Annotated in this window: 21 protein-coding genes and 1 tRNA gene; 9 read left to right on the top strand and 13 right to left on the bottom strand. The window is 73.0% G+C overall.

What is annotated here, in order from left to right; all coding sequences use genetic code 11:
- The first annotated feature begins 100 nt into the window (after positions 1-100).
- Positions 101-973, top strand: coding sequence for an undecaprenyl-diphosphate phosphatase (locus MF672_RS13765; RefSeq protein WP_242374355.1), 873 nt, complete (start codon positions 101-103; stop codon positions 971-973).
- On the opposite strand, the gene MF672_RS13760 is transcribed toward MF672_RS13765, so the two are convergent.
- Both MF672_RS13760 and MF672_RS13755 read right to left on the bottom strand, forming a co-directional pair.
- Positions 919-1,617 carry a hypothetical protein gene (locus tag MF672_RS13760; protein WP_242374286.1) on the bottom strand — a complete coding sequence of 233 codons (699 nt, stop codon included), beginning with the start codon at positions 1,615-1,617 and terminating at the stop codon, positions 919-921. The two genes, MF672_RS13765 and MF672_RS13760, sit on opposite strands and share 55 nt — an antisense overlap.
- A gap of 80 nt (positions 1,618-1,697) precedes the next feature.
- Positions 1,698-2,840, bottom strand: a complete 1,143-nt coding sequence (locus MF672_RS13755) for an MFS transporter (protein WP_242374285.1) — start codon at positions 2,838-2,840, stop codon at positions 1,698-1,700.
- Between the two features lie 91 nt (positions 2,841-2,931).
- Between MF672_RS13755 and MF672_RS13750 the strand changes: the two genes are divergently transcribed.
- The 5 genes from MF672_RS13750 (at position 2,932) to MF672_RS13730 (ending at position 9,486) form a co-directional block, all read left to right on the top strand.
- A complete protein-coding gene (locus MF672_RS13750) occupies positions 2,932-3,243 on the top strand; it encodes an ArsR/SmtB family transcription factor (protein WP_242374284.1) in 312 nt (103 codons plus the stop codon).
- Between the two features lie 50 nt (positions 3,244-3,293).
- On the top strand, positions 3,294-5,777 hold the full coding sequence (hrpB, locus tag MF672_RS13745) for an ATP-dependent helicase HrpB (RefSeq protein WP_242374283.1): 2,484 nt from the start codon (positions 3,294-3,296) through the stop codon (positions 5,775-5,777).
- A complete protein-coding gene (locus MF672_RS13740) occupies positions 5,774-6,439 on the top strand; it encodes a hypothetical protein (RefSeq protein ID WP_242374282.1) in 666 nt (221 codons plus the stop codon). Before hrpB ends, MF672_RS13740 begins: the two co-directional genes overlap by 4 nt.
- A 102-nt stretch (positions 6,440-6,541) precedes the next feature.
- Positions 6,542-8,008 carry an alpha/beta fold hydrolase gene (locus MF672_RS13735; RefSeq protein WP_242374281.1) on the top strand — a complete coding sequence of 489 codons (1,467 nt, stop codon included), beginning with the start codon at positions 6,542-6,544 and terminating at the stop codon, positions 8,006-8,008.
- Between the two features lie 38 nt (positions 8,009-8,046).
- A complete protein-coding gene (locus MF672_RS13730) occupies positions 8,047-9,486 on the top strand; it encodes an amidase (protein ID WP_242374280.1) in 1,440 nt (479 codons plus the stop codon).
- Between the two features lie 53 nt (positions 9,487-9,539).
- Here MF672_RS13730 and MF672_RS13725 read toward each other — a convergent pair whose 3' ends face one another.
- From MF672_RS13725 to deoC, 3 genes are all read right to left on the bottom strand, one after another.
- Complete coding sequence (locus MF672_RS13725) at positions 9,540-10,397, bottom strand: aldehyde dehydrogenase family protein (RefSeq protein ID WP_242374279.1); 858 nt, start codon at positions 10,395-10,397, stop codon at positions 9,540-9,542.
- Positions 10,398-10,576: 179 nt separating this feature from the next.
- A complete protein-coding gene (locus MF672_RS13720) occupies positions 10,577-12,031 on the bottom strand; it encodes an aldehyde dehydrogenase family protein (protein ID WP_242374278.1) in 1,455 nt (484 codons plus the stop codon).
- Complete coding sequence (deoC, locus tag MF672_RS13715; RefSeq protein WP_242374277.1) at positions 12,031-12,960, bottom strand: deoxyribose-phosphate aldolase; 930 nt, start codon at positions 12,958-12,960, stop codon at positions 12,031-12,033. Before deoC ends, MF672_RS13720 begins: the two co-directional genes overlap by 1 nt.
- A 196-nt stretch (positions 12,961-13,156) precedes the next feature.
- Between deoC and MF672_RS13710 the strand changes: the two genes are divergently transcribed.
- Complete coding sequence (locus MF672_RS13710; RefSeq protein WP_242374276.1) at positions 13,157-13,303, top strand: hypothetical protein; 147 nt, start codon at positions 13,157-13,159, stop codon at positions 13,301-13,303.
- Positions 13,304-13,413: 110 nt separating this feature from the next.
- On the top strand, positions 13,414-16,269 hold the full coding sequence (locus MF672_RS51340; RefSeq protein WP_302893206.1) for an ATP-binding protein: 2,856 nt from the start codon (positions 13,414-13,416) through the stop codon (positions 16,267-16,269).
- Between the two features lie 4 nt (positions 16,270-16,273).
- Here the strand turns inward: MF672_RS51340 and MF672_RS13695 are convergent, their stop codons facing one another.
- The 8 genes from MF672_RS13695 to MF672_RS13660 form a co-directional block, all read right to left on the bottom strand.
- Positions 16,274-16,672 (bottom strand): hypothetical protein, encoded by a 399-nt coding sequence (locus MF672_RS13695; RefSeq protein ID WP_242374275.1) that lies wholly within the window; start codon positions 16,670-16,672, stop codon positions 16,274-16,276.
- Positions 16,673-16,832: 160 nt separating this feature from the next.
- Positions 16,833-17,399 (bottom strand): TMEM165/GDT1 family protein, encoded by a 567-nt coding sequence (locus tag MF672_RS13690; protein WP_242374274.1) that lies wholly within the window; start codon positions 17,397-17,399, stop codon positions 16,833-16,835.
- 250 nt (positions 17,400-17,649) lie between these two features.
- Entirely contained in the window at positions 17,650-18,687 is a 1,038-nt protein-coding gene (locus MF672_RS13685; RefSeq protein WP_242374273.1) for a UDP-N-acetylmuramate dehydrogenase, read from the bottom strand.
- A 53-nt stretch (positions 18,688-18,740) separates the two neighbouring features.
- On the bottom strand, positions 18,741-19,769 hold the full coding sequence (locus MF672_RS13680; RefSeq protein WP_242374272.1) for a hypothetical protein: 1,029 nt from the start codon (positions 19,767-19,769) through the stop codon (positions 18,741-18,743).
- Between the two features lie 101 nt (positions 19,770-19,870).
- The gene (locus MF672_RS13675; RefSeq protein ID WP_242374271.1) at positions 19,871-20,299 is read right to left on the bottom strand and encodes a MaoC family dehydratase; all 429 of its coding nucleotides are present in this window, start codon (positions 20,297-20,299) and stop codon (positions 19,871-19,873) included.
- Entirely contained in the window at positions 20,299-20,748 is a 450-nt protein-coding gene (locus MF672_RS13670; protein ID WP_242374270.1) for a MaoC family dehydratase N-terminal domain-containing protein, read from the bottom strand. Before MF672_RS13670 ends, MF672_RS13675 begins: the two co-directional genes overlap by 1 nt.
- A gap of 210 nt (positions 20,749-20,958) precedes the next feature.
- Positions 20,959-21,123, bottom strand: coding sequence for a 50S ribosomal protein L33 (rpmG, locus tag MF672_RS13665; RefSeq protein WP_019632658.1), 165 nt, complete (start codon positions 21,121-21,123; stop codon positions 20,959-20,961).
- 70 nt (positions 21,124-21,193) lie between these two features.
- Positions 21,194-21,267, bottom strand: a tRNA-Met gene (locus MF672_RS13660).
- Between the two features lie 183 nt (positions 21,268-21,450).
- On the opposite strand from MF672_RS13660, the gene MF672_RS13655 reads away from it, so the two are divergent.
- Complete coding sequence (locus MF672_RS13655) at positions 21,451-22,200, top strand: hypothetical protein (RefSeq protein WP_242374269.1); 750 nt, start codon at positions 21,451-21,453, stop codon at positions 22,198-22,200.
- Position 22,201 lies beyond the last annotated feature (1 nt).

The following is a 22,201-nucleotide window of genomic DNA, read 5'->3' as shown; positions in this document are numbered from 1 at the left end:
GAGCCCGCGCTGTGTGGCCGTCCGCCGCGAGCTGCGGGCGAAGTTCCGCTAACCTCGCCTTCGTCACTACGCGCGCGCGTCCCGGAAAGGTGTCCTCGTGATCGGCTGGCTGGAAGCGGTGATCTTGGGGTTGGTCCAGGGGCTCACGGAGTTCCTGCCGATCTCCTCCAGCGCCCACATCCGCGTGGTCTCCGCCTTCGCCGGATGGGAGGACCCCGGGGCGGCGTTCACCGCGGTCATCCAGCTCGGCACAGAGACCGCCGTGCTCATCTACTTCCGCCAGGAGATCTGGGAGATCATCTCCACCTGGACCCGCTCCCTGTGGAACAAGGAGCTGCGGCGGCACTGGGCGGCCCGCATGGGCTGGTACGTCATCGCCGGCACGCTGCCCATCGGCATCCTCGGCCTGCTGCTGAAGGACCAGATCGAGACGGTCTTCCGCGACCTGCGGCTGGTCAGCGCCACGCTGATCGTCTTCGGGATCATCCTGTGGTTCGCCGACCACACCGCGCGCAACAAGCTGACGCTGGAGAAGCACCTCAGCTTCACCCACGCGATCATCTACGGCTTCGCCCAGGCCCTGGCGCTGATCCCCGGCGTGTCCCGCTCGGGCGGCACGGTCACGGCGGGCCTGCTGCTCGACTACCGGCGCGAGGACGCCGCGAAGTACTCGTTCCTGCTGGCCGTCCCGGCGGTGCTGGCGTCGGGGCTGTTCGAGCTGAAGGACATCGGCGAGGGGCCGGCCCCCGCGTGGGGGCCGACCATCCTCGCCACGGTCATCTCGTTCGCCGTCGGGTACGCGGCGGTCGCCTGGTTCCTGCGCTACATCAGCACCCACCGGTTCACCGGCTTCGTGGTCTACCGAATCCTGCTGGGGCTGTTCATCCTCTTCGCGGTCACCATGGGCTGGCTCGACCCTCAGGCCGGCGCGGTCTCCGGCGCGACGGCGGGGGCGGGCACGGGCGCCGGGTAGTAGGCCGCCCACGCCTCGTCGCCCATCTTGAGGATCTTGAGGCCGGTGTGGCCCAGGGCGATGACGGGCAGCACCCAGAACGCCACGGTCACCGGCCCGTACGGCACCGGGAACGACAGCACGTACCCGGCGAAGACGAGCAGCGGCACCCACCAGCCGACGAAGCGCGCCCGCCACACGGCCACGGTCAGCAGCGGCAGGCCGAGCAGCGCGAAGAACATCCACGGCATCTGGAAGCCGATCACGACGCCGGGCAGGTTCAGCATCTCGTCGAGGATCTGCTGCGCCCGGTCCGGCGGGTAGTGCCGGCCCAGCCACCACTCGACCGGATCGGCCATGAGCAGCGCCGACGCCGAGATGTAGCCGACGACGGTGGCCGCGCCCGCGAGATGGCCGAGCACGGTCGCCCGGCGTCTGGTGACGTGCACCAGGCCGAGGGCCGCGACGGCCATCAGCAGCCAGCTCCAGTGGTAGAGCGCCGACTCGGTCTGCGCGAGCGCGGGGTTGGCCCCGTAGCTGACCGCCTCGCGGTCGTCGCCCCAGGTGCCCGGGTCGACGACGACGGCGACGGCCTGGAACAGCGGGGCCGCGATGAGGAGCACGCCTGCCGCGACGCGGCGGAAGGTCACCTGGTTGTTCAACATGCCGCCGACGGTAGGCGCCGGGGACGCGGGCCGTCGTCCGCCGCGGGGACGATGCGGCGTCCGCTGGCAGAGGGAGAAGATCAGGCCCGCTCGGCGACCGGCGCCTTCGCCAGGTCTCGGTAGGTGGCGAGGGTGACCAGCAGGGCCGTCAGGCCGAGCGCGGTGGCGAGCGCGGTCACGCCGGCGCGGCCGTAGGCGTCGAGCGCGACGCCGCCCGCGAGCCCGGCCACGAACAGCCCGAGGTACTGCGCGGACGACAGCAGCCCGAGCCCGATCGGCACGTTGCCCGGCACCGCCGCGACGGTCCTGAACTGCTGCGCCGGGGCCACCAGCCAGCCGAGCGCGCCCCACAGGAACGCCCACACCAGCGCGACGGGCAGGGCGAGGTTGGCGACCGGGATGAGGGCCAGGAAGACCGTGGACGCGGCCAGGCCGAGGATGATCATCCGGCGGGGGCCGTACAGGTCGGTGAGCCGCCCGCCGAGCTGGTTGCCCGCGACGCCGCCGAGCCCCCACGCCCACAGCACGGCCGTCAGCGGCAGGTCGAACAGCGACCCGATGTAGGTGTAGGCGGTGAACCCCGCCGCGAACATCAGCAGTTGCGTCGCCAGCACCGCCAGCACCCGCCGCTCGGCCAGCGGCGCGAAGCGCTCCTTCAGCCGCCCGGAGGAGGCGACCACGACCTCGGGCACCGCGGCGGCCACCCAGGCCAGCCCGAGCACGCCGAGCCCGGTCACCAGCCAGAGCGTGGCCCGCCAGCCGGCCGCGCCGCCGAGCCAGGTGCCGAGCGGCACCCCGATCGCCGACGACACGCTCAGCCCGCCCATCACCAGCGCCAGCGCCCGGCCGCGCCGCTCGGGCGTGCTGAGCGCGTTGGCCACCCCGGACGCGGTCGGGGTGAACATCGCCGCCCCCGCCGCGGCGAGCACCCGCGTGGCCAGGACCAGCGGGTACGTCGGCGCGAGCGCGGTCAGCGCGTTGCCCGCCACGAAGACGCCGAGGGCGAGCAGCAGCAGCCGCCGGCGGGAAAGGCGCGCGGTCAGCGCGGCGAGCAGGGGCGACAGCACCGCGTACGCCAGCGCGAACACCGTCATGAGCTGCCCCGCCGCCGAACGCGAGACGCCGAGGTCGGCGGAGATGGGCGGAAGCAGCCCGGCGGTGACGAACATGCCGGTGCCGATGGCGAAATTCCCGACAGCCAGGGAGTAGAGCCGCGAACTCATGGAGCCTCCACGACAGAACAGTTGGATGCTCATCAAACTGACTTATAGTTGGATTGTTGTCAAACCATTGAACCGAGATAAGGTTTCACCCATGCGCCTGCTGCCGCATCCCGCCACCGAGGACATCGAGCTCACCGAGGTCCTGCGGGCGCTCGCCGACCCCGTGCGGCTGGAGATCGTCATGCGGCTGGCCGTGGCCGGCGAGATGTCGTGCGGGGTGGCGGGCGACGACCTCGGCGTGCACAAGTCCACGGCCTCGCACCACTACCGCACCCTGCGCGAGGCGGGCGTGGTGCTGACCAAGCAGGTGGGCAGGCTGAAGTACATGAGCCTGCGCCGCGACGACCTCGACCGCCGCTTCCCCGGCCTGCTCGACTCGGTGCTGAACGCGACGCTCCCGTGACCGGCGCCGACCGCGACGCTGCCGGGACCGGCCCTGAACGCGACGCTCCCGTGACCGGCGCTCTGGGGGACGGGCTGCCGATCCGGCACGTCCTGCCCGGCCTGCTGGGCGCGCTCGCCGCGGGCGGCACGGCCGTGCTGACCGCGCCGCCCGGCACCGGCAAGACCACCGTGGTCCCGCTCGCCCTGGCCGAGGCCGGGATGCGGGTGCTGGTCGCCGAGCCGCGCCGGCTCGCGGTGCGGGCCGCGGCCCGGCGCATGGGCGTCAGCTACACGATCCGCGGCGAGCGCCACACCGGCGCCAACCCGATGGTCGAGGTGGTCACGACCGGCGTGCTGCTCCAGCGCCTCCAGCGCGACCAGGAGCTGGCCGGCGTGGACGCGGTCATGCTGGACGAATGCCACGAACGCCACCTGGACGCCGACACCGCCCTCGCGTTCCTGCTGGACGTGCGCGACACGCTCCGCCCCGACCTGCGCGTCCTCGCCACCTCGGCCACCGCCGACGCCGAGCGCTGGGCCCGGCTGCTCGGCGGCCCGGTGGTGGCGGCGAGCGGCGTCACCCACCCGGTCGAGACCGTGTGGGCGCCGCCGCCGCGCCCGGTCGCCCCGCCGCACGGCCTGCGCGTCGATCCCGCGCTGCTGGCGCACGTCGCCGCGGTGGTCCGCCGGGCGCTCGGCGAGCGCGACGGCGACGTGTTGTGCTTCCTGCCCGGCGTGGGCGAGATCGCCAGGGTGGCCGGGCTGCTGGCGGGGGCCGGCGTGGACGTCCTCCAGGTGCACGGACGGGCGCCCGCGCACGTGCAGGACGCCGTCCTCGCCCCCGGTACGGCCCGGCGCGTGGTGCTGGCCACGTCCGTCGCCGAGTCGAGCCTGACGGTGCCCGGGGTGCGGGTGGTCGTGGACTCGGGGCTGGCCCGCGAGCCGCGCACCGACCACGCGCGGGGGCTCGGCTCGCTGACCACCGTCCGGGTGTCGAAGGCGGCGGCCGGGCAGCGGGCCGGCCGGGCCGGGCGCGAGGCCCCGGGGGCGGTGTACCGCTGCTGGACCGAGGCCGAGCACGAGCGGCTGGCCGAGCATCCCCGGCCGGAGATCGCGCTGGCGGACCTGACCGGGTTCGCGCTGCAGGTGGCCTGCTGGGGCGACCCGGACGCGAGCGGCCTCGCGCTGCTGGACCCGCCGCCCCCGGCCGCCCTGGCGGCCGCCGTCCGCACGCTGGGCGAGCTGGGCGCGCTGGAGCCCGGCCCCGGCCCAGGGCGCGGCAAGGTCACCGGGCGGGGGCGGCGGATGGCGCTCGCCGGCGTGCACCCGCGGCTGGCCCGGGCGCTGCTCGACGGCGGCCCGCGCGCGGCCGAGGTGGTGGCGCTGCTCTCGGAGCAACTGCCGAGGGACGCGGGGGACGACCTGGTGGAGGTCTGGCGCGCGGCCCGGCGCGGCGGGACGGGCTTCGCCGCCCGCTGGCGCCAGGAGACCCGCCGCCTCCGCAACACATCCGCCGCCCCCGCACCCACCAGGCCCGCCGAGCCCAGGCAGCCCGGCCGCCCGGCCGAGCCGGCCGGGGCCGCGGCCTCCTCTCCCGAGGGGTCCGACGAGGAGGTGGCCGGGCTGGTGGTGGCGCTGGCGTTCCCGGAACGGGTGGCGCGGCGGCGGGGCGGGGGTTACCTGATGGCGTCCGGGACGCGGGCCGAGCTCGCCGACGGCTCCCGCCTCCGGAGCGCGGAATGGCTCGCGATCGCGGTGGCCGACCGGCCCACGGGGTCGGCGTCGGCCCGCGTCCGGCAGGCCGTGCCGATCGACGAGGAGACGGCCAGGCGCGCCCACCCGGTCACCGTCGAGGACGAGGTCGAGTGGCGGGTCCCGCCGGGCGGCCGGCGCGGCGACGTCACGGCCCGCACCGTCGAGCGCCTGGGCGCGATCGAGCTGTCCGCGACCCCGCTCACGGACGCCGACGTCCGCCCCGCCGTCCTGCACGGCCTGCGCACGGAGGACGTCCTGACCTGGACCAGGCAGGCCAGGGAGCTGCGCGACCGGCTGGCCTTCTGCCACCGCGCCCTCGGCGACCCCTGGCCGCCGGTGGACGACCTCGTCGCCCTGGCCGACAGGTGGCTGGAGCCCGAGCTGTCGCGCGCCCGCCGCCGCGCCGACCTGGAGCGCATCGACGTGGCCCAGGCCCTGCTCCGGCTGGTCCCGTGGAGCGCGCGCCTGGACCAGGTCGCGCCCGAGCGCGTCGAGGTGCCGAGCGGGTCGCGGGTCCGGGTCGACTACTCGGGCGAGCAGCCGGTGCTGGCGGTGAAGCTGCAGGAGGTGTTCGGCCTGCGGGAGACGCCGCGGATCGCGGGCGTGCCGGTGCTGGTGCACCTGCTGTCCCCGGCGGGGCGTCCGGTGGCGGTGACGGCGGACCTGGCCTCGTTCTGGCGGGAGGGTTACCGGGCCGTCCGCGCGGAGCTGCGCGGCCGTTACCCTAGGCACCCCTGGCCCGAGGACCCGCTCACCGCGCCGCCCACCCGCCGCACGAACCCGAGGACCCGCCCGTGACCGTGACCGCCCTGGCCGCCCGCGACAACGCCGAGTGGTGCGCGAGCATGTGCCGCGCCCACGGCGGCGGCGGGGTGTTCGCCGAACGGGCCTGGACCAGCGCCGTCAGGACCCCGCTCTACTACCCGGACGCCGTGACGCTCTCCCCCGCCGCGACGGCGGCCGACGTGCTCGGCCGCATCGACGCCGGCCCCGGCGCCTCGGTCAAGGACAGCTTCGCCGCGCTCGACCTGCCCGGCTTCGACGTGCTGTTCGAGGCCCGGTGGATCCACCACCCCGCGCCCGCGCCCCGGCCCGGCCGGGTCACGTGGGAGCGGGTCACGCCCGGCACGCTGCCCGCGTGGGAGCAGGCGTGCTTCGGCGGCGAGGTGCGCGGCCTGTTCCCGGCCGCGCTGCTCGACGAGGTGACGATCCTCGGCGGCCGGATCGGCGGCGGCGACGTGGTCTGCGGGTGCGTGCTCACCCCGCGCGCGCGGGTGGTCGGCGTCTCCAACGTGTTCGCCGCGGGCTGCGACGCCGACGACGTCTGGGCGGCGGTCGTCTCGGCGGCGGCTGGCCTGTTCCCCGGCCGCCCGCTGGTCGGGTACGAGCAGGACCCGTCCGACGCCCTGCGGCACGGTTTCCGCGTCGCCGGCCCGTTGCGCGTATGGCATAAAAGCTAACGAGTCATATGTCAATGGGCGGAACCACCACCTGTTAGATTCGGGGTCATGATCTTCCGCCGGTCGATCGACGACAGGAGCACTGTGCCAAGAAGAACCACCGTGATCGCCACCGCCCTCGTGACGGTCGCCACGCTGTTAACGGCCCCCGGCGCGGCCCTCGCCGCGATCACCGGCCAGGACGTGACCGACGAGGTCGGCAGGCGCGGCATCACCTGGGCGCCGTGCGAGGAGGAGCCCAGCGTCGAGTGCGGCACCCTGGCCGTGCCGATCGACTGGTCCCGGCCGAACGGCCGCACCGTGGACCTGGTCCTCGCCCGGCGCAAGGCCACCGACCCGGCCGCGCGCATCGGGTCGCTGCTGACCAACCCCGGCGGCCCCGGCAACTCGGGCGTGAACGACATCCTGCGCCCCTCCGGCTTCAGCGAGGACGTGCAGCGGCGCTTCGACATCGTCAGCTACGACCCGCGCGGCGTCGCCCGCAGCGGCTCGGTGACCTGCTCGGCCTCGGTCTACAACGAGATGCCGTACCCGGTCATGACCAGCCAGGCCGACTACGACAAGTGGGTCGCCTTCGACAGGAAGCTGCGCGCCGACTGCCGCAAGCGCACCGGCCCGCTGTACGACCACCTCGACTCGGTCAACGTGGCCCGCGACATGGACGCCATCCGCGCCGCCCTCGGCGAGGAGAAGCTGACCTCGTACGGCGTCTCCTACGGCACGCTGGCCCAGCAGATGTACGCCGAGCTGTTCCCGAACCGGGTCCGGGCCATGGTGCTGGACAGCAACATGGACCACAGCCTGGACGTCAAGGCGTTCCAGGTGACCGAGGCGGCCACCGTCCAGGACAGCTTCGACGAGTTCGTCGCCTGGTGCGAGCGCGACAGCGAGTGCGTGCTGCACGGGCGTGACGTCCGGGCGCTGTGGAAGAGCCTGCTGGAGAAGGCGGACCGCGGCGAGCTGCTGTGGCCGGGCGACGGCCGCCCGGTGCCGGCCCACAACCTGCTGTGGCTGGGCGTCATCATGAACGAGGCGCCCTCCTGGCGGCTGGAGGCCAAGGTGCTGCTGGCCCTGGACGGCGGCCCGGTGCCGGACGACATGCCGGGCCCGCCCGGCAACTGGCAGGTGGGCGGCGAGACCGCCGAGCTGCCGACCGCGATCCTGTGCGAGGACTGGAACCTGGGGCTGCGGAGCTACGCGCAGTACGCCGACGTGATGCGCGCCTCCAACGCGGTCGCGCCCGACATGCGCTACAACCCGATGCCGATGGGCGACATGCCGATCTGCCAGGGCCACCCGGTCAACAACCCGCAGCACCGGCTGCGCTACAAGGGCAGCGCCCCGCTGCTGGTCGCCACCTCGAAGCACGACCCCGACACCCCGTACGAGTGGTCGGCGAACGTGGCCCGTCAGCTCGGCCCGAAGGCCAGGCTGCTCACGTACGAGGGCTGGGGTCACGGCGTCTACGGCATGACGGAGTGCACCACGCGGGCGATGGACGACTACCTGATCTCGCTGACCGTGCCCGCCCGGGGCACCCGCTGCCCGGCGGAAGAGCCTCAGGGCTAGGGGTCGCAACAAAGAGTGAAAACCTGCACACTCTAGACATGTTGTGGGCAGGCAGGTCCGCTATCGAGATCGCGACGGCCGTCCGGCAGGGCGAGGTCACCGCCGTGACCGTCGTCGAGGAGCATCTGCACGCCATCGCGACCCGGGACGCGCGGGTCGGCGCGTTCCGGGCCGTGCGCGAGCAGGCCGTGGAGGAGGCGCAGACCCTCCAGAAGCGCCGGGACCTCGCCGAGCTGCCGCTCGCCGGCGTCCCGGTGGCGGTGAAGGACAACCTGGAGGTGGCGGGCGAGCCCACCCGGCTCGGCTCGGCGGCGTCCTCCGCCACGCCCGCGGCGCAGGACCACGAGACGGTCGCCCGGCTGCGCGCGGCGGGCGCGCTCGTCATCGGGCTGACCAACATGCCCGAGCTGGGGCTGGTGGCGGTCGGCGACAGCGCGTACGGCACCGTCCGCAACCCGTGGAACCCCGAGCGCACCCCGGGCGGCTCCTCCTCGGGCGGGGCGGCGGCGGTGGCGGCCGGCATGGCGCCGCTCGCGCTCGGCAACGACGGCCTGGGCTCGCTCCGCATCCCCGGCGCGGCCTGCGGGGTGCTCGCCGTCAAGCCCGGCGCCGGCCTGGTGCCCGCCCCCGCGCAGGACTGGAACGGGCTGACCGAGAACGGCCCGATCGCCACCACCGCCGAGGACCTGGCGCTGGCGCTCTCGGTGCTGGCCGCGGACCCGACGCTGGCCGGAGCGTGGCAAGCCGGCCGCCGCGTGGACCCGCGCCCGCCGATGCTGCGGTCGGTGTGGGCCGACGACGACGAGGTGTGGCGGCCGCAGCCGCCGCCCGACGGGCCGGAGCCGTTCGACCTGCGGGTGGCCTACGCCCCGCAGCCCTTGCCGCCCGGCCTGCCGGTGGACAAGGAGTTCCAGGCCGCGGTGCGCGCGGCGGCGGAGTCCCTGCGCGTGGCCGGGCACACGGTGGTCGAGCACACGCGCAGGCTGCCCGTCTGGCTCGGCCCCGCCACCATCGCCACCTGGCTCAGCCTGGCCGCGACCACGACCGAGGGCCTGGACCCGGCCCGGCTGGAGCGGCGCACCCGCGCCCTGGCCCGCGCCGGGCGAAGCCTGGCCAGGCTGCGCGCCGGCGGGGCGCGGGGCCGGGAGCGCTGGCGCGCCTACGGGGCCGACCAGTGGTTCGGCGACGCGGACGCCCTGGTCATGCCGGTGCTCGCGGCCGTCCCGCCGCGGGCGGAGCGGTGGGGCGAGCGCGGGTTCGTCAGCAACGTGCTGCTGAACGTGCGCTTCGCCCCCGGCGCCGGGCCGTGGAACATGTGCGGCTGGCCCGCGCTCACCGTGCCGATCGCCACCCACTCCAGCGGGCTGCCGATCGGGGTGCAGCTGGTCGCCCCGCCGGGCGGCGAGCCGCACCTGCTCGGCCTGGCCGCCCAGCTCCAGGCGGCCCACCCGCCGCTGCGCCCGCCCGGCTACCGCTGAGCGGCCTCCCGGGCCCGCGAGCCCGGCCGGCCGCCGCTGAGCGGCCCTGGGCCTCAGGCGCCCTTCGGGTGCCAGACCGTCTTGGTCTCCAGGAACCGGGTCATCCGCCCGATCCCCGGATCGACCGTCCAGTCCTCCTGGGCGGGCCGCAGCACCCGCTTGAGGTTCTCCGCCGCCTCCTGCTCGCAGCGCAGCGCCAGTTCGGTGTCCGTGACGCCGGTGAGGTCGAGCCCGTTGACGTCCATGTGGGCGGCCAGCCAGGGCGCCAGCTCGGCCTGCCGCCCGGTGAGCAGGTTGACCACGCCGCCGGGCAGGTCGGAGGTGGCCAGCACCTCGGCCAGCGTGATCGCGGCGAGCGGCGACGGCTCGGAGGCCACCACCACGCAGGTGTTGCCGGTGACGATCACCGGCGCGACCACGGACACCAGCCCGAGCAGCGGATCGGCGGGCGCGACCACCGCGACCACGCCGGTCGGCTCGGGCGCCGACAGGTTGAAGTAGGGACCGGCGACCGGGTTGGCCGCCCCGTGCACCGAGGCGATCTTGTCGGACCAGCCCGCGTACCAGACCAGCCGGTCGACCGCCGCGTCCACGGACTCCAGCGCCGCCCGCTTGCCGCCCGCCCCGCCCGAGGCCGGCTCGTCGGCGAACTGCGCCCGCCGCCCCTCCAGCATCTCGGCGACCCGGTAGAGGATCTGCCCCCGGTTGTACGGCGTCGCGCCCGACCAGCCGGGGAACGCCTTGCGCGCGGCCACCACCGCGTCGCGGGCGTCCTTGCGGGAGGCGAGCGAGGCGTTGGCGAGGAAGTCGCCCTTGGCCGAGGTCACGGGATAGGACCTCCCACTCTCCGAGCGCGGGAACGCCCCTCCGATGTACAGCTTGTAGGTCTTTCTGACGGACAACCTACTCATCGCCCCGCCCCCTCCACGTGGACTCCTGCGACATCTGGACCGGCACGAAGACCTGGCCGCACCGGCTCACGCCGCAGCGGTGGGCGTACCAGCCGGTGCGGACGGGCCGCCCGGCGCGGGCGAAGGCGTGACCGCGGGTGGCCTGCGCACGCCGTCTCCCGCGCTCCGGGCGGCGATGCTCACACGTCAAGGTAGGCCTCCAGCCCGTGCAGGCCGCCCTCCCGGCCGTAGCCGGACTCCTTGTAGCCGCCGAACGGCGAGGTCGGGTCGAACTTGTTGAACGTGTTGGCCCACACCACGCCCGCGCGCAGCTTGTCGGCCATCCACAGGATGCGCGAGCCCTTCTCGGTCCAGATGCCGGCCGACAGCCCGTACGGCGTGTTGTTGGCCTTCTCGACGGCCTCGGCCGGGGTGCGGAAGGTCAGCACGGACAGCACCGGGCCGAAGATCTCGTCCCTGGCGATGGCGTGCGACTGCGCGACCCCGGTGAAGACGGTCGGGGCGAACCAGAAGCCGCGCTCGGGCAGCTCGCACGGCGCCGACCAGCGCTCTGCGCCCTCGCTCTCGCCCAGCTCCGCCAGCTCGCGGATCTTGGCGAGCTGCGCCGCCGAGTTGATCGCGCCGACGTCGGTGTTCTTGTCCAGCGGGTCGCCGACGCGCAGCGTGGCCATGCGCCGCTTGAGCGCGGCCAGCAGCTCGTCCTGGACGGACTCCTGCACCAGCAGGCGCGAGCCCGCGCAGCAGACGTGGCCCTGGTTGAAGAAGATGCCGTTGACGACGCCCTCGACGGCCTGGTCGATGGCGGCGTCCTCGAACACGATGTTCGCGGCCTTGCCGCCCAGCTCCAGCGTCAGCTTCTTGTCGGTGCCCGCGACCGCGCGGGCGATGAGCCGGCCGACCTCGGTGGAGCCGGTGAAGGCGACCTTGTTGACGTCGGGGTGCGCGACGACGGCCGCGCCGGTCTCGCCCGCGCCGGTCACGATGTTGACCACGCCGGGCGGCAGGTCGGCCTGCCGGCAGATGTCGGCGAAGAACAACGCGCTCAGCGGGGTGGTCTCGGCCGGCTTCAGCACGACGGTGTTGCCGCAGGCCAGCGCCGGGGCGATCTTCCAGGCCAGCATGAGCAGCGGGAAGTTCCACGGGATGACCTGCCCGGCGACGCCCAGCGGCTTGGTGCCGCCGCGCCCGTCCGTCGTCCTCCGGCCGAACCCGGCGTACTCCAGCTTGTCGGCCCACCCGGCGTAGTAGAAGAAGTGGGCGGCGACCAGCGGCAGGTCCACGTCGCGCGACTCGCGGATGGGCTTGCCGTTGTCGAGCGACTCCAGCACGGCCAGCTCGCGGGCCCGCTCCTGGATGATCCGGGCGATGCGGAACAGGTACTTGGCCCGCTCGGCGCCGGGCAGCGCGCTCCACACGCCGAACGCCTTGCGCGCCGCCTGGACCGCCCGGTCCACGTCGTCGGACGTGGCCGTGGCGATCTCGGCCAGCGGCTCCTCGGTGGCCGGGTTGACGGTCTTGAACGCGGGCCCGGAGCCGTCGGTGAACTCGCCGTCGATGAACAGCCCGTAGGCCGGCTGGAGCTCGACGACGGCGCGGGACTCGGGGGCGGGTGCGTACTCGAAGATCGCCATCATCAGTCCAACGTGAAGTAGTCGGGGCCGGCGTAACGCCCGGTGGCCAGCTTCTGCCGCTGCATGAGCAGGTCGTTGAGCAGCGAGGACGCGCCGAGCCTGAACCAGTCGGGGGTCAGCCAGTCGTCGCCGGCCGTCTCGTTGACCAGCACGAGGTACTTGACCGCGTCCTTCGTCGTGCGGATGCCGCCGGCCGGCTTGACGCCCACCTGCCGCCCGGTCGCCGCGCGGAAGTCGCGCACGGCCTCCAGCATGACCAGCGTCACCGGCAGCGTGGCGGCCGGGGAGACCTTGCCGGTCGAGGTCTTGATGAAGTCGGCGCCGGCCAGCATCGCCAGCCAGGACGCGCGCCGCACGTTGTCGTAGGTGGCCAGCTCGCCGGTCTCCAGGATGACCTTGAGGTGCGCCGCGCCGCACGCGGCCTTGACGGCGACGATCTCCTCGTACACCTTCAGGTAGTCGCCGGACAGGAACGCGCCGCGGTCGATCACCATGTCGATCTCGTCGGCGCCCGCGGCGACGGCCAGCGCCGTGTCGCTCACCTTGACCTCCAGCGAGGTGCGCCCGCTCGGGAACGCGGTGGCGACGGAGGCCACCTTGACCCCCGAGCCGCGCACCGCCTCGGCGGCCACGGCGACCAGGTCGGGGTAGACGCAGACGGCCGCCACCCGGGGCGCGTCGCCGCCGGGGCGCACGGCCTTGGTGCACATCGCGCGCACCTTGCCGGCCGTGTCGGCGCCCTCCAGCGTGGTCAGGTCGACCATGGAGATGGCGAGGTCGATGGCGGTGGCCTTGGCGGTGGTCTTGATCGATCGGGTGCCGAGCGTGGCCGCCCGCTGGTCCGCGCCGACCCGGTCGACGCCGGGCAGGCCGTGCAGGAAGGCCCGCAGCGTCGCGCCGGACGCGGCGACGTCCGCGAGCGAAGTCGTCATAGTTGACACCATCACAGCATCGCCGACCGGCCCCGCGTCCTCCAAACCGATCGCCTAAGGCGCAACCGGGGTCTCCCTAGGTATGCCGCGTGCGCTCCCGGCTTGAGAGATAGGGCATCCACCCGATGTGACGAAGGGCACCTTAGCCCGACTCTAGAAATGTCAGGAAGACGCACCAAGTGTCAGGAGACACGGTATGAATCCCGAGATCGAGTACGAACTCATGAAGAGCCACGCGAACGAGCTGCGCCGCGCCGCCGCCGAGCACCGCCGGGTACGCGAGGCGGAGCAGGCCAACAAGGCCGAGCGCCGCTCGGTCTTCGGCAAGCGCCGCTCGTCATGACCGCCCCACGAGAGCCCGGCCGCCACCTCCCTCGCGGCCGGGCCTCGCTCCCCCCATAAAGCGTCATAATTCGGCGAAAGCATCTGAGAAGGCATGACATGCTGGATGACATGCGGGGACGATCTGTCAGTCCCGTCTTCGTCGGGCGGGAAGAGGAGCTGGCGGCCCTCTCGGAGAGCTTCGACGAGGCGCTCAAGGGCAAGGTGACAGCCGTCCTGCTGGGAGGCGAGGCCGGCGTCGGCAAGACCCGGCTCGTCCAGCGCTTCACCGAGCGCTGCGCCGCCGACGGAGCCCAGGTGCTGCTCGGCGGCTGCGTGGAGCTGTCCACCGAGGGCCTCGCCTACGCGCCCTTCACCGCCGCCCTCCGCCAGCTCGTCCGCGAGCAGGGCCCCGCCGCGGTCGCCGCGCTGCTGCCCGAGGGCGCCCAGCGCGACCTCGCCCGGCTGCTGCCCGAGTTCGGCGAGCCGCTCGGCGACGGCGAGACCGACACCGGCCGGGCACGGCTGTTCGAGCAGATCCTCACGCTGCTGGAGCGGCTGGCCGACACCCGCCCCACGGTCCTGGTCATCGAGGACATCCACTGGGCCGACCGGTCCAGCCGCGACCTCATCGCCTTCCTCAGCCGCAACCTGCACATCCCGCACGTGCTGATCGTCATGACGTACCGCAGCGACGACCTGCACCGCCAGCATCCCCTCAGGCCCGTGCTGGCCGAGCTCGGCCGGGTGCAGGGCGTGCACCGGCTCGACCTGCCCCGCCTGTCGCGCGACGAGGTCGCCCAGCAGATGGCCGGCATCCTCGGCAGCGTCCCCGCCTACGCCAAGGTCGAGAAGGTCTACGAGCGCAGCGAGGGCATCCCGCTGTTCGTCGAGGCCATGCTGGAGAGCGGCGAGGAGTGCGCCTTCCCCGAGTCCATGCAGGACCTCATACTCAACTCGGTCGAGCGGCTGCCCGAGGAGACCCAGCGCGTGCTGCGCATCGCCGCGGCCGGCGGCATCCGGGTCGGCCACGCGCTGCTGGCCGCCGTGAGCGGCCTGTCGGACGTCGCGCTGGAGACCGCGCTCCGCCCCGCCATCGCGGGCAACGTGCTCCAGGTCGCCGACAACCGTGCGTACGTCTTCCGCCACTCCCTCATCCAGGAGGCGGTGCACGAGGAGCTGCTGCCCGGCGAGCACCAGCGGCTGCACGCCCGCTACGCCGAGGAGATCTCCAAGGACCGCACGCTCGTCCCGCCGGGCCGCGCCGCGGTCGAGCTGGCCCACCACTGGTACGGCGCCCGCAACGACCTGTGGGCGCTGATCTCGGCCTGGGAGGCGGCGCAGAAGTCGTTCAGGGCGTTCGCCTACACCGAGGCGGTGCCGCTGCTGGAGCGCGTCCTCATGCTCTGGGACCGGGTGCCCGGCGCGGCCGAGCGCATCGGCGCCGACCACACGGCCGTGCTGGAGCGCGCCTCCGAGGCCGCGAACGCGGGCGGCGACGTCGACAAGGGCATGAAGTTCGTCAAGGCCGCGCTGAAGCAGCTCGACGAGACCCGCGAGCCGGGCCGGGTGGCGCAGCTCATCGTGCGGCGGGCCAACTTCAAGAACTCCAAGGGCCACCCGGGCATCATCGAGGACCTCAGGCACGCCCTGCGGCTCGTCCCCGAGGACAGTCTCGAACGCGCCGAGGTCGTCACCTCGCTGAGCCGCCACCTCATGCTGCGCGGCGCGGTCGCCGAGGCGAGCGAGCTGATCCCCGAGGCCCTGCGCCTGGCCCGGCAGCACGGCGACCGGTCCATGGAGGCCGATCTGCTGATGAACCTGGCGCTCGGCCACTCGCTCAACGGCGAGACCGAGTCGGTGATCTCGCTCAACGAGCAGGCGCTGGAGATCGGCCGCGAGGAGCAGTCCCACCGGCTCATCCTGCGGGCGATCGGCAACAACATCGACTCCCTCATCGAGATGGGCCGCCACGAGGAGGCCCTGCGCCTGTCGGAGCAGGGCTGGGAGACCGCGAAGAAGTGGGGCAGGCTGCGCGGCAGCGGCCTGTTCATCATGAACAACTGGGCCGAGGGCCTGGAGACCATCGGCCGGTGGGACGAGGCCATCGACATCGTCGAGTCGGCCCTCGCCTACGGGCCCGCGCTCCGCACCCGGTTCGCGCTGCTGCGCGTGCGCGCCGACATCGCCCTCGCGCGGGGCGAGGTGGAGCTGGTGCAGGACATCCTGTCCGAGATCGGGGTGTTCAAGGGACGCGCCGAGGACTTCGTCCAGGACATCACCAACAACGCCCGGCTGCACATCGGCTGGCACCTGCTGCGGGGCGAGCCGTCGGAGGCGCTGGCCACGGCCGAACGGGTGCTCGCGCACCCGGCGCGCTCCAGCAAGGCCATGCTGGGCTGGCGGCTGCTCTCCCTGCTGCGCACGGTCTGCGACGCCGCCGAGGCCGCCGAGCCGGAACGGGCCGCGGCGGTGCGGGCGCGGGCCGCCGAGGTCGCCGCCGAGCTGTCGGTGATCGGGCCGGTGGTGGAGGCGTACCGGCTGTCCTACAGCGGGGACTTCGACGCCGCGGCGGCCGGCTGGGAACGGCTCAACCGGCCGCACAACCAGGCCAAGGCCCTGCTGCGGGCCGCCACCGCGGCCGCGCGGGCCGGCGACCGCGAAGGGGCCGCGGCCCGGCTCAAGGTGGCCCTGCCCCTGGCCCGCGGCCTGCGGGCCACGCCGCTCGTCGAGGACATCGAGACGCTGGCCCGCCGGGTGGGCGGGGGCGCGCCGCAGGCGCAGGAGCCGTCGGAGCTGCTGACCCCGCGCGAGCTGGAGGTGCTGCGCCTGGTCACCCAGGGCCGCACCAACCGCGACATCGCGGCCGAGCTGTTCATCTCGGCCAAGACGGTCAGCGTGCACGTGTCGAACATCCTGGCCAAGCTCGGCGCCACCACCCGCGGCGAGGCGGCCGCCGCCGCCCACCGGCTGTCGCTGCTGTCGTGAGCGATCACTGCACGGTCAGCGTGCGGAGCTTCTGCACGTAGACCGTCTTGGTGGTCTTGTCGACCTGGTGGTACAGCTCGGCGACCACGTGGACCTTGTCGCCCTTCGCGATCGCGCCCTTCTTGACGACGGCCTTCAGGTCGGCCTTGTGCGTGACGCCGTCGCACTTGGGGACGGCGGTCTTGGTCGCCAGGTTGTCCTGGTCCTTGAAGGCGACCCCCAGGACCCTGTCGACCGGCTTGTCGCAGTTGTAGGAGATGTTGATGTGGACGAGGTCGCCCGTCTTCGTGACCGAGTTGACCAGCAGCCCGTTGGCGGCGGCGGCCGGGGCGGCCGGGACCAGGGGGAGCAGCAGCGCGCCGCCAAGCACCGCGACGCCGAGCCGGCGTTTGGGGGTGAACATGTCGATCCTTTTCTGTGAGAGGTCGTCCTGTACCTTCCACAGAATCACACAGGGTATCGAATTGACTACTCTCCGCACAAGAACGTTCACCTTACGCCGGCGTCGGCTCACCCGTCCTGGTGCGAGCAGTGCGGGTTGATCCAGATCTCCATGGATCCGATTACAGCAGGGCCTCGGCCAGGAGCACGACGCCGAAGACGGCGAAGGCGGCGGCGGCGCCGTAACGGATGACCTTCTCCGGCAGGTGCTTGCCGAGCAGGCGGCCGACCAGGATGGCGAGGGCGTCGGCGGCCACCATGCCGACCGTCGAGCCGATCCAGGTGCCCACCCAGTCGTGCTGCGTGGCCAGCGTGATCGTGGCCAGCATGGTCTTGTCGCCCAGCTCGCTCAGGAAGAACGCCACCGTCACCGCGATCAGGGCGTTCCTGGTGGTGCGCTGGGCCTTCTTGGACTCCTCCTCGGTCAGCTCGTCGCCGCGCAGCGTCCACACCGCGAAGCCGAGGAAGGCGAGGCCGGCCACGACGGAGATGGCCGTCGTCGGCAGCGCGTCGCCGAGCAGGCCGCCCACGGCGACGCTCAGCAGGTGCACGGCGGTCGTGGCGATCGTGATGCCCAGGAGCACGGTCCGGGTCTTGAAACGGGTCGCGAACGTCATCGCCATGAGCTGGCTCTTGTCGCCCAGCTCGGCCACGAAGATGGCGACGAGACTGATCCAGAACGCTTCCACAGGGTCCTCTTCTCGCACGCGAGCCGGACCGGAAGCGTGAACCCGGGGAGATGTCGGGCACGACGGCTTCGGCCCGGCAGCGTCCTGTTCCGTAGATGAACTGACTGCCAGGCCGAAGGTCTCGTCCGCCCTGCGATGAAGGCCCGGATGACCGGGCGCCGCGCGAAGGCGCCGCCAGTATGTCGATCACCCGATTGGGACTACTCCCCTTCGGTAATTGCAACCAACCATAACAGCCCCGGCCAGGCGCCTATTCCCCCAGGGCGCAGCCCACCAGGACCGGCTCGTTGACCAGCGTGACGCCGAACTTCTCGCGCACGCCGTCGCGCACCTCGCGGGCCAGCGCGAGCAGGTCGGCGGCGGTGGCGTCGCCGGACGGGTTGGTCAGGGCGAGGGTGTGCTTGGTGGAGATGCGCGCCGGGCCCCGGGTGTAGCCCTTGGGGAAGCCGGCCTGCTCGATGAGCCAGGCGGCCGGCACCTTGAGCGAGCCGTCGGGCATCGCCCAGCCCGGGTGGCCGGGGGCGCGGACGGCCAGCTCGGCGGCCTGCTCGGGGGTCAGGACGGGGTTGGTGAAGAACGAGCCGGCGCTGCGGGTGTCGGGGTCGCCGGGGTCGAGGACCATGCCCTTGCCGCGCCGCAGCCCGAGCACCGCCTCGCGGGCGCGCTCCAGCGGCACCCGCTCGCCCGGCTCGACCTCCAGCCGCCTGGCCAGCTCCTCGTAACGGACGGGGCCGGACCGGTCGGACAGCTCCAGCGCGTACGTGACCGCCAGCACGACGTAGCGCCCGAGGTCGCGCTTGAACATGCTGTCGCGGTAGGCGAAGCCGCACTGCCGCGCCTCCAGGTCGACGACGTGGCGGGTGCGCCGGTCGTAGGCGCGCACGCAGCGCACGGTCTGGGCGACCTCCTGCCCGTACGCGCCGACGTTCTGGATGGGCGTGGACCCGACCAGGCCCGGGATGCCGGACATGCACTCGATGCCCGACCAGCCCTCCCTGACGGCCCGCGCCACCAGGGCGTCCCAGTCCTCGCCCGCCTCGACGGTGACGACGATCTGCTCGCCATCGCGCGAGACCGACACGCCCCGCGTGGCCACCTTCACCACGAGCCCGTCGAAGCCGGCGTCGGCCACCACGACGTTGCTGCCGCCGCCGAGCACCAGCGTGGGCACGGCCCCGGCGTCGGCCTCGGCGATCAGGGACACGAGCTGTTCCGCCGTCGTCGCCTCGGCGAAGTCGCGGGCCGGGCCGCCCAGACCCAGCGTGGTGTACGGCGCGAGCATCTCCATGGGCCACTAGCTTATGAGCCGCGCGGCCTCGTCAGCACGCCGTGCCGTCCCCGTCACGGGGTGCGGGCGCTCAGCAGGCGCAGGACGCCGTCGTAGTTGCGGCGGGACTCCTGGTCGGCGTAGCCGGCGGGCACGTCGTGGGCGCCCAGCCGCGCCACGGGCGCCGGGCCCTCGGGCACCACCAGCTCGCCGCGCAGGCCGAGCGACAGCGCCAGGTCGGCGTTGCGGCCCCAGTGCGCGTCCTCGGGGAGCGCGCCGAGCGCCGCCTGCCGCCGCACCGCGACGACCTCGCCGGTCAGCGCCTGGACCCGGCCGGGGCCGGCCTCGCGCGGGCCGTCGTCGTAGAGGTCCACGCCCTGCCAGCCGGCGGCGGTCGCGCCCTCGGCGATGGCCGCGAGCAGCGGGGTCAGCGCGTCCCCGCGCAGCGCCACCGTGGTCTCCATGAGGACGTGCACGTCCGACTCGTCGAGCCGCAGCAGCTTGGCGCGGCTCTCGCCCCACGTGGCGGTGCCGCCGCGCCAGTGCGGCCGCTCGGCCACGTGCCACACCGCGACGCGCTCCGGGTCGCGCGCGGCCAGCTCGTCCAGCACGTCGCCCGCGCCGTCCACGTCGCCGAGGTCGAAGGCGAGCACCTTGGCCCGGGTGTGCTCCAGCAACGACTCGACGCAGGCGCGCACGTCGGCGGGCCAGCCGTCCACCAGCAGGCTCACGGCGGCCGTGACGTCCTTGGTCTCCACGCGCTGCCGCTCGGCGTTGACGCCGGCGTCGTCGAGGCGGTTGGTGGCGAGGGCGCCGTCCCAGATGCGCTGGGCGTGCAGCAGCTCGTCGCCGTGGTCGCCGTGCTGGCCGGGGTCGCCGGAGAAGCCCAGCTCGGCGGCCGGGTTCATGCGGGCGTGCGCGCCCCGGGCGCCCGCCGTCCCCACGCCCGTGCTCGACACGGCGCCGCCGGTGTCCGACGCGGCGCCGCCCGTGCCGTCGGGGCCGGGGGCGCCGCCCGCCGTGTCGCGTCCCGTTCCGGTGCCGCCCGCCACCTGCTCCGGGTGGGCCGGTCGCAGCCGCCCGGGCGGCTTGGCGTCGGTCACGGCGGAGACGGGGATCGACCGGACCGTGGGCCATACCTGTCGCGCAGCTTCAGTCATAGGCACACGGGTACCCGAGAGCCGCCCGACTTATCATCACAAAGTCAGGCGAGCTGGACGACCGCCTGCGCCTTGGACAACACCCTGGCGTCGCCGGCCCTGGCGGTCAGCGCGACGACCACGCGCTTGTCCTCCAGCTTCTCCTCCACGACGCCGCTCACCGAGATCGTGGCGCCCTGGTCGTCGTCCGGCACGACCACCATGGACGAGAACCGCACCCCGAAGTCCACCACCGCGCCCGGATCGCCGGCCCAGTCCGTGACGAACCGCCCGGCCTGCGCCATCGTGTACATGCCGTGCGCGATCACGTCCGGCAGCCCCACCATCTTGGCGAAGCGCTCGTTCCAGTGGATCTGGTTGAAGTCGCCCGAGGCGCCCGCGTACATCACCAGGTTGAGCCGGCGCACGTTGTAGTCCACGGCCGGGATCTCCTGGCCGACCTCCACCTCGTCGTACCTGACCGTGGCCGCCATCAGCCCGCCCCTCCGCGCTCGACGATCGTGTTGTAGGTGACGCAGACCGGCTCGCCCTCGACGGTCGTGACCTCGCTGCGCACGGTCAGCAGCTCGTTGCGCCCGGCGGAGCGGATGTCGGTGATGGTGGCGGTGGTGACGAGCTGGTCGCCGGCGCAGATGGGACGGGCGTACTCGAACCGCTGCTCGCCGTGGACCACCATCGCGAAGTTGAGCCCGAGGTCGGGGTCGGCCAGCGCCTCGCCGCCGCTCTGGAGGCTGAACACGATGGGGAACGTGGGCGGCGCGATCACGTCGGGGTAGCCGGCCGCCTGGGCGGCCTCCTTGTCCCGGTAGAGCGGGTTGCCGTCACCGATCGCCGCCGCGAACTCCCTGATCTTCACCCGGCTGACCTCGTAGGGTGCGCCGGGTGGGTAGGTTCTGCCCACGAAGTCACGGTTCAAGGCCATCAGTGCTCCCTCGCGTGTCCGTCAGCCGAGCGCTGCTGAGGCGACGGTAACAGAACAAGGTTCGGCTGTCCCCTGCGGTTGGCCGGGTTTTTACGCGGCCGGACGGCGTCGCCGGAAACGGGAGCAGACACGACAAACCGGCGCCCACAACGGGGACGCCGGTTGTGCGGTGGTATGCAGGATGGGAGAAGAGCCCCCCCTGGCGAGCTGCTATCGGGTCTCGCGGTGCGCGCGGTGGCAGCGGCAGTTGGGGCAGTACTTCTTCAGCTCAAGCCGATCCGGGTCGTTGCGCCGGTTCTTCCGCGTGATGTAGTTGCGGTGCTTGCACTCCTGGCAGGCCAGCGTGATCTTCGGCCTAACGTCGGTGGCAGCCACTGGGGAGTGCCTTTCTACGTTCGGGACAGGGACATACCCGTACCCAGGTCGGTGACCTGGGACTGGGCAGTAGCGGAGGCCGGACTTGAACCGGCGACACAACGATTATGAGCCGTTTGCTCTGCCAGACTGAGCTACTCCGCCTTTGGGCCGGTACGAACCCGGCCCCGTAGAGGATACCCGAAGCGGCGACCAGAGTCGTAACTCACCTGATCGGGCAGGGGTAGGACCAGTATGCCTCAGGAACCTCCATTACCTGAAATCCTATTCCCTCCGGGGACCGGTCCTGCACGAAACCGTGATCAGGAGCTGGCACGATCGCCCGCTATGAGACGCATGATCGCCATGATGACCGCCGCCGCCGGCGCCCTGCTGCTGGCCCCCGCCCCCGCCCAGGCGGCCACCGACCCCGTACGGGCATTGAAGGCCCAGCTCAAGCCGGGCCACGGCGTCCGCTTCACCGAGACCACCACCCTCATGGGCGGCACCACCAAGAAGGTGATGCAGCGGCGCACCGGCACCTTCCAGTTCGACAAAAAGGGCCTGGCCGCCGCCGACCTCACCTCCACCGACCTCATCACCGACAAGGCGGAGCGGGTCATCACCATCGGCAAGCACACCTACCTGTCCGGCGGCTTCTGGGCCGAGCAGCTTCCCGAGGGCAAGCGCTGGTACCGGACCGGCGGGCTGCACGGCGGCGGCTCCGGCTTCTACGGCCAGGTGATCAACCCCGTCGAGCCGTCCACGCTGGCGGCCCTGGTCAAGAAGGGCACGCGGAAGGGGAACACGCTCACGGGCACGATCACGTTCAAGCAGCTCGACAAGGTCTCGAAGTGGTTCGCGGGCTCGGTCCCGATCCGCTTCCACGACGACACCAAGGTGTCCTACCGCCTCACCTTCAGCGGCAAGGGCCTGGTCACCCGGGTGACCAGCTCGTACGACGCGACCGGCGTCTTCGACAACTCGGCCATGGAGGGCAAGACCCTGTCCTTCGACACCCGCTTCACCTCGTGGGGCCGCCGCGTGTCGATCAAGGCCCCGGCCGCCGGCACGGTGAGCACCGAGATCGAGGAGTGAC

The organism is Actinomadura luzonensis, assembly GCF_022664455.2.
GTDB lineage: Bacteria > Actinomycetota > Actinomycetes > Streptosporangiales > Streptosporangiaceae > Nonomuraea > Nonomuraea luzonensis.
This window is presented reverse-complemented; position numbering and strand designations above follow the sequence as displayed.

Excerpts from the sequence above, each read along its gene's own strand:
- MF672_RS13760 (WP_242374286.1), bottom strand. The coding sequence starts at position 1,617 with ATGTTGAACAACCAGGTGACCTTCCGCCGCGTCGCGGCAGGCGTGCTC.
- MF672_RS13755 (WP_242374285.1), bottom strand. The coding sequence starts at position 2,840 with ATGAGTTCGCGGCTCTACTCCCTGGCTGTCGGGAATTTCGCCATCGGC.
- MF672_RS13750 (WP_242374284.1), top strand. The coding sequence starts at position 2,932 with ATGCGCCTGCTGCCGCATCCCGCCACCGAGGACATCGAGCTCACCGAG.
- MF672_RS13730 (WP_242374280.1), top strand. The coding sequence starts at position 8,047 with ATGTTGTGGGCAGGCAGGTCCGCTATCGAGATCGCGACGGCCGTCCGG.
- MF672_RS13725 (WP_242374279.1), bottom strand. The coding sequence starts at position 10,397 with ATGAGTAGGTTGTCCGTCAGAAAGACCTACAAGCTGTACATCGGAGGG.
- MF672_RS13720 (WP_242374278.1), bottom strand. The coding sequence starts at position 12,031 with ATGATGGCGATCTTCGAGTACGCACCCGCCCCCGAGTCCCGCGCCGTC.
- deoC (WP_242374277.1), bottom strand. The coding sequence starts at position 12,960 with ATGACGACTTCGCTCGCGGACGTCGCCGCGTCCGGCGCGACGCTGCGG.
- MF672_RS13710 (WP_242374276.1), top strand. The coding sequence starts at position 13,157 with ATGAATCCCGAGATCGAGTACGAACTCATGAAGAGCCACGCGAACGAG.
- MF672_RS51340 (WP_302893206.1), top strand. The coding sequence starts at position 13,414 with ATGCGGGGACGATCTGTCAGTCCCGTCTTCGTCGGGCGGGAAGAGGAG.
- MF672_RS13695 (WP_242374275.1), bottom strand. The coding sequence starts at position 16,672 with ATGTTCACCCCCAAACGCCGGCTCGGCGTCGCGGTGCTTGGCGGCGCG.
- MF672_RS13685 (WP_242374273.1), bottom strand. The coding sequence starts at position 18,687 with ATGGAGATGCTCGCGCCGTACACCACGCTGGGTCTGGGCGGCCCGGCC.
- MF672_RS13675 (WP_242374271.1), bottom strand. The coding sequence starts at position 20,299 with ATGGCGGCCACGGTCAGGTACGACGAGGTGGAGGTCGGCCAGGAGATC.
- MF672_RS13670 (WP_242374270.1), bottom strand. The coding sequence starts at position 20,748 with ATGGCCTTGAACCGTGACTTCGTGGGCAGAACCTACCCACCCGGCGCA.
- MF672_RS13655 (WP_242374269.1), top strand. The coding sequence starts at position 21,451 with ATGAGACGCATGATCGCCATGATGACCGCCGCCGCCGGCGCCCTGCTG.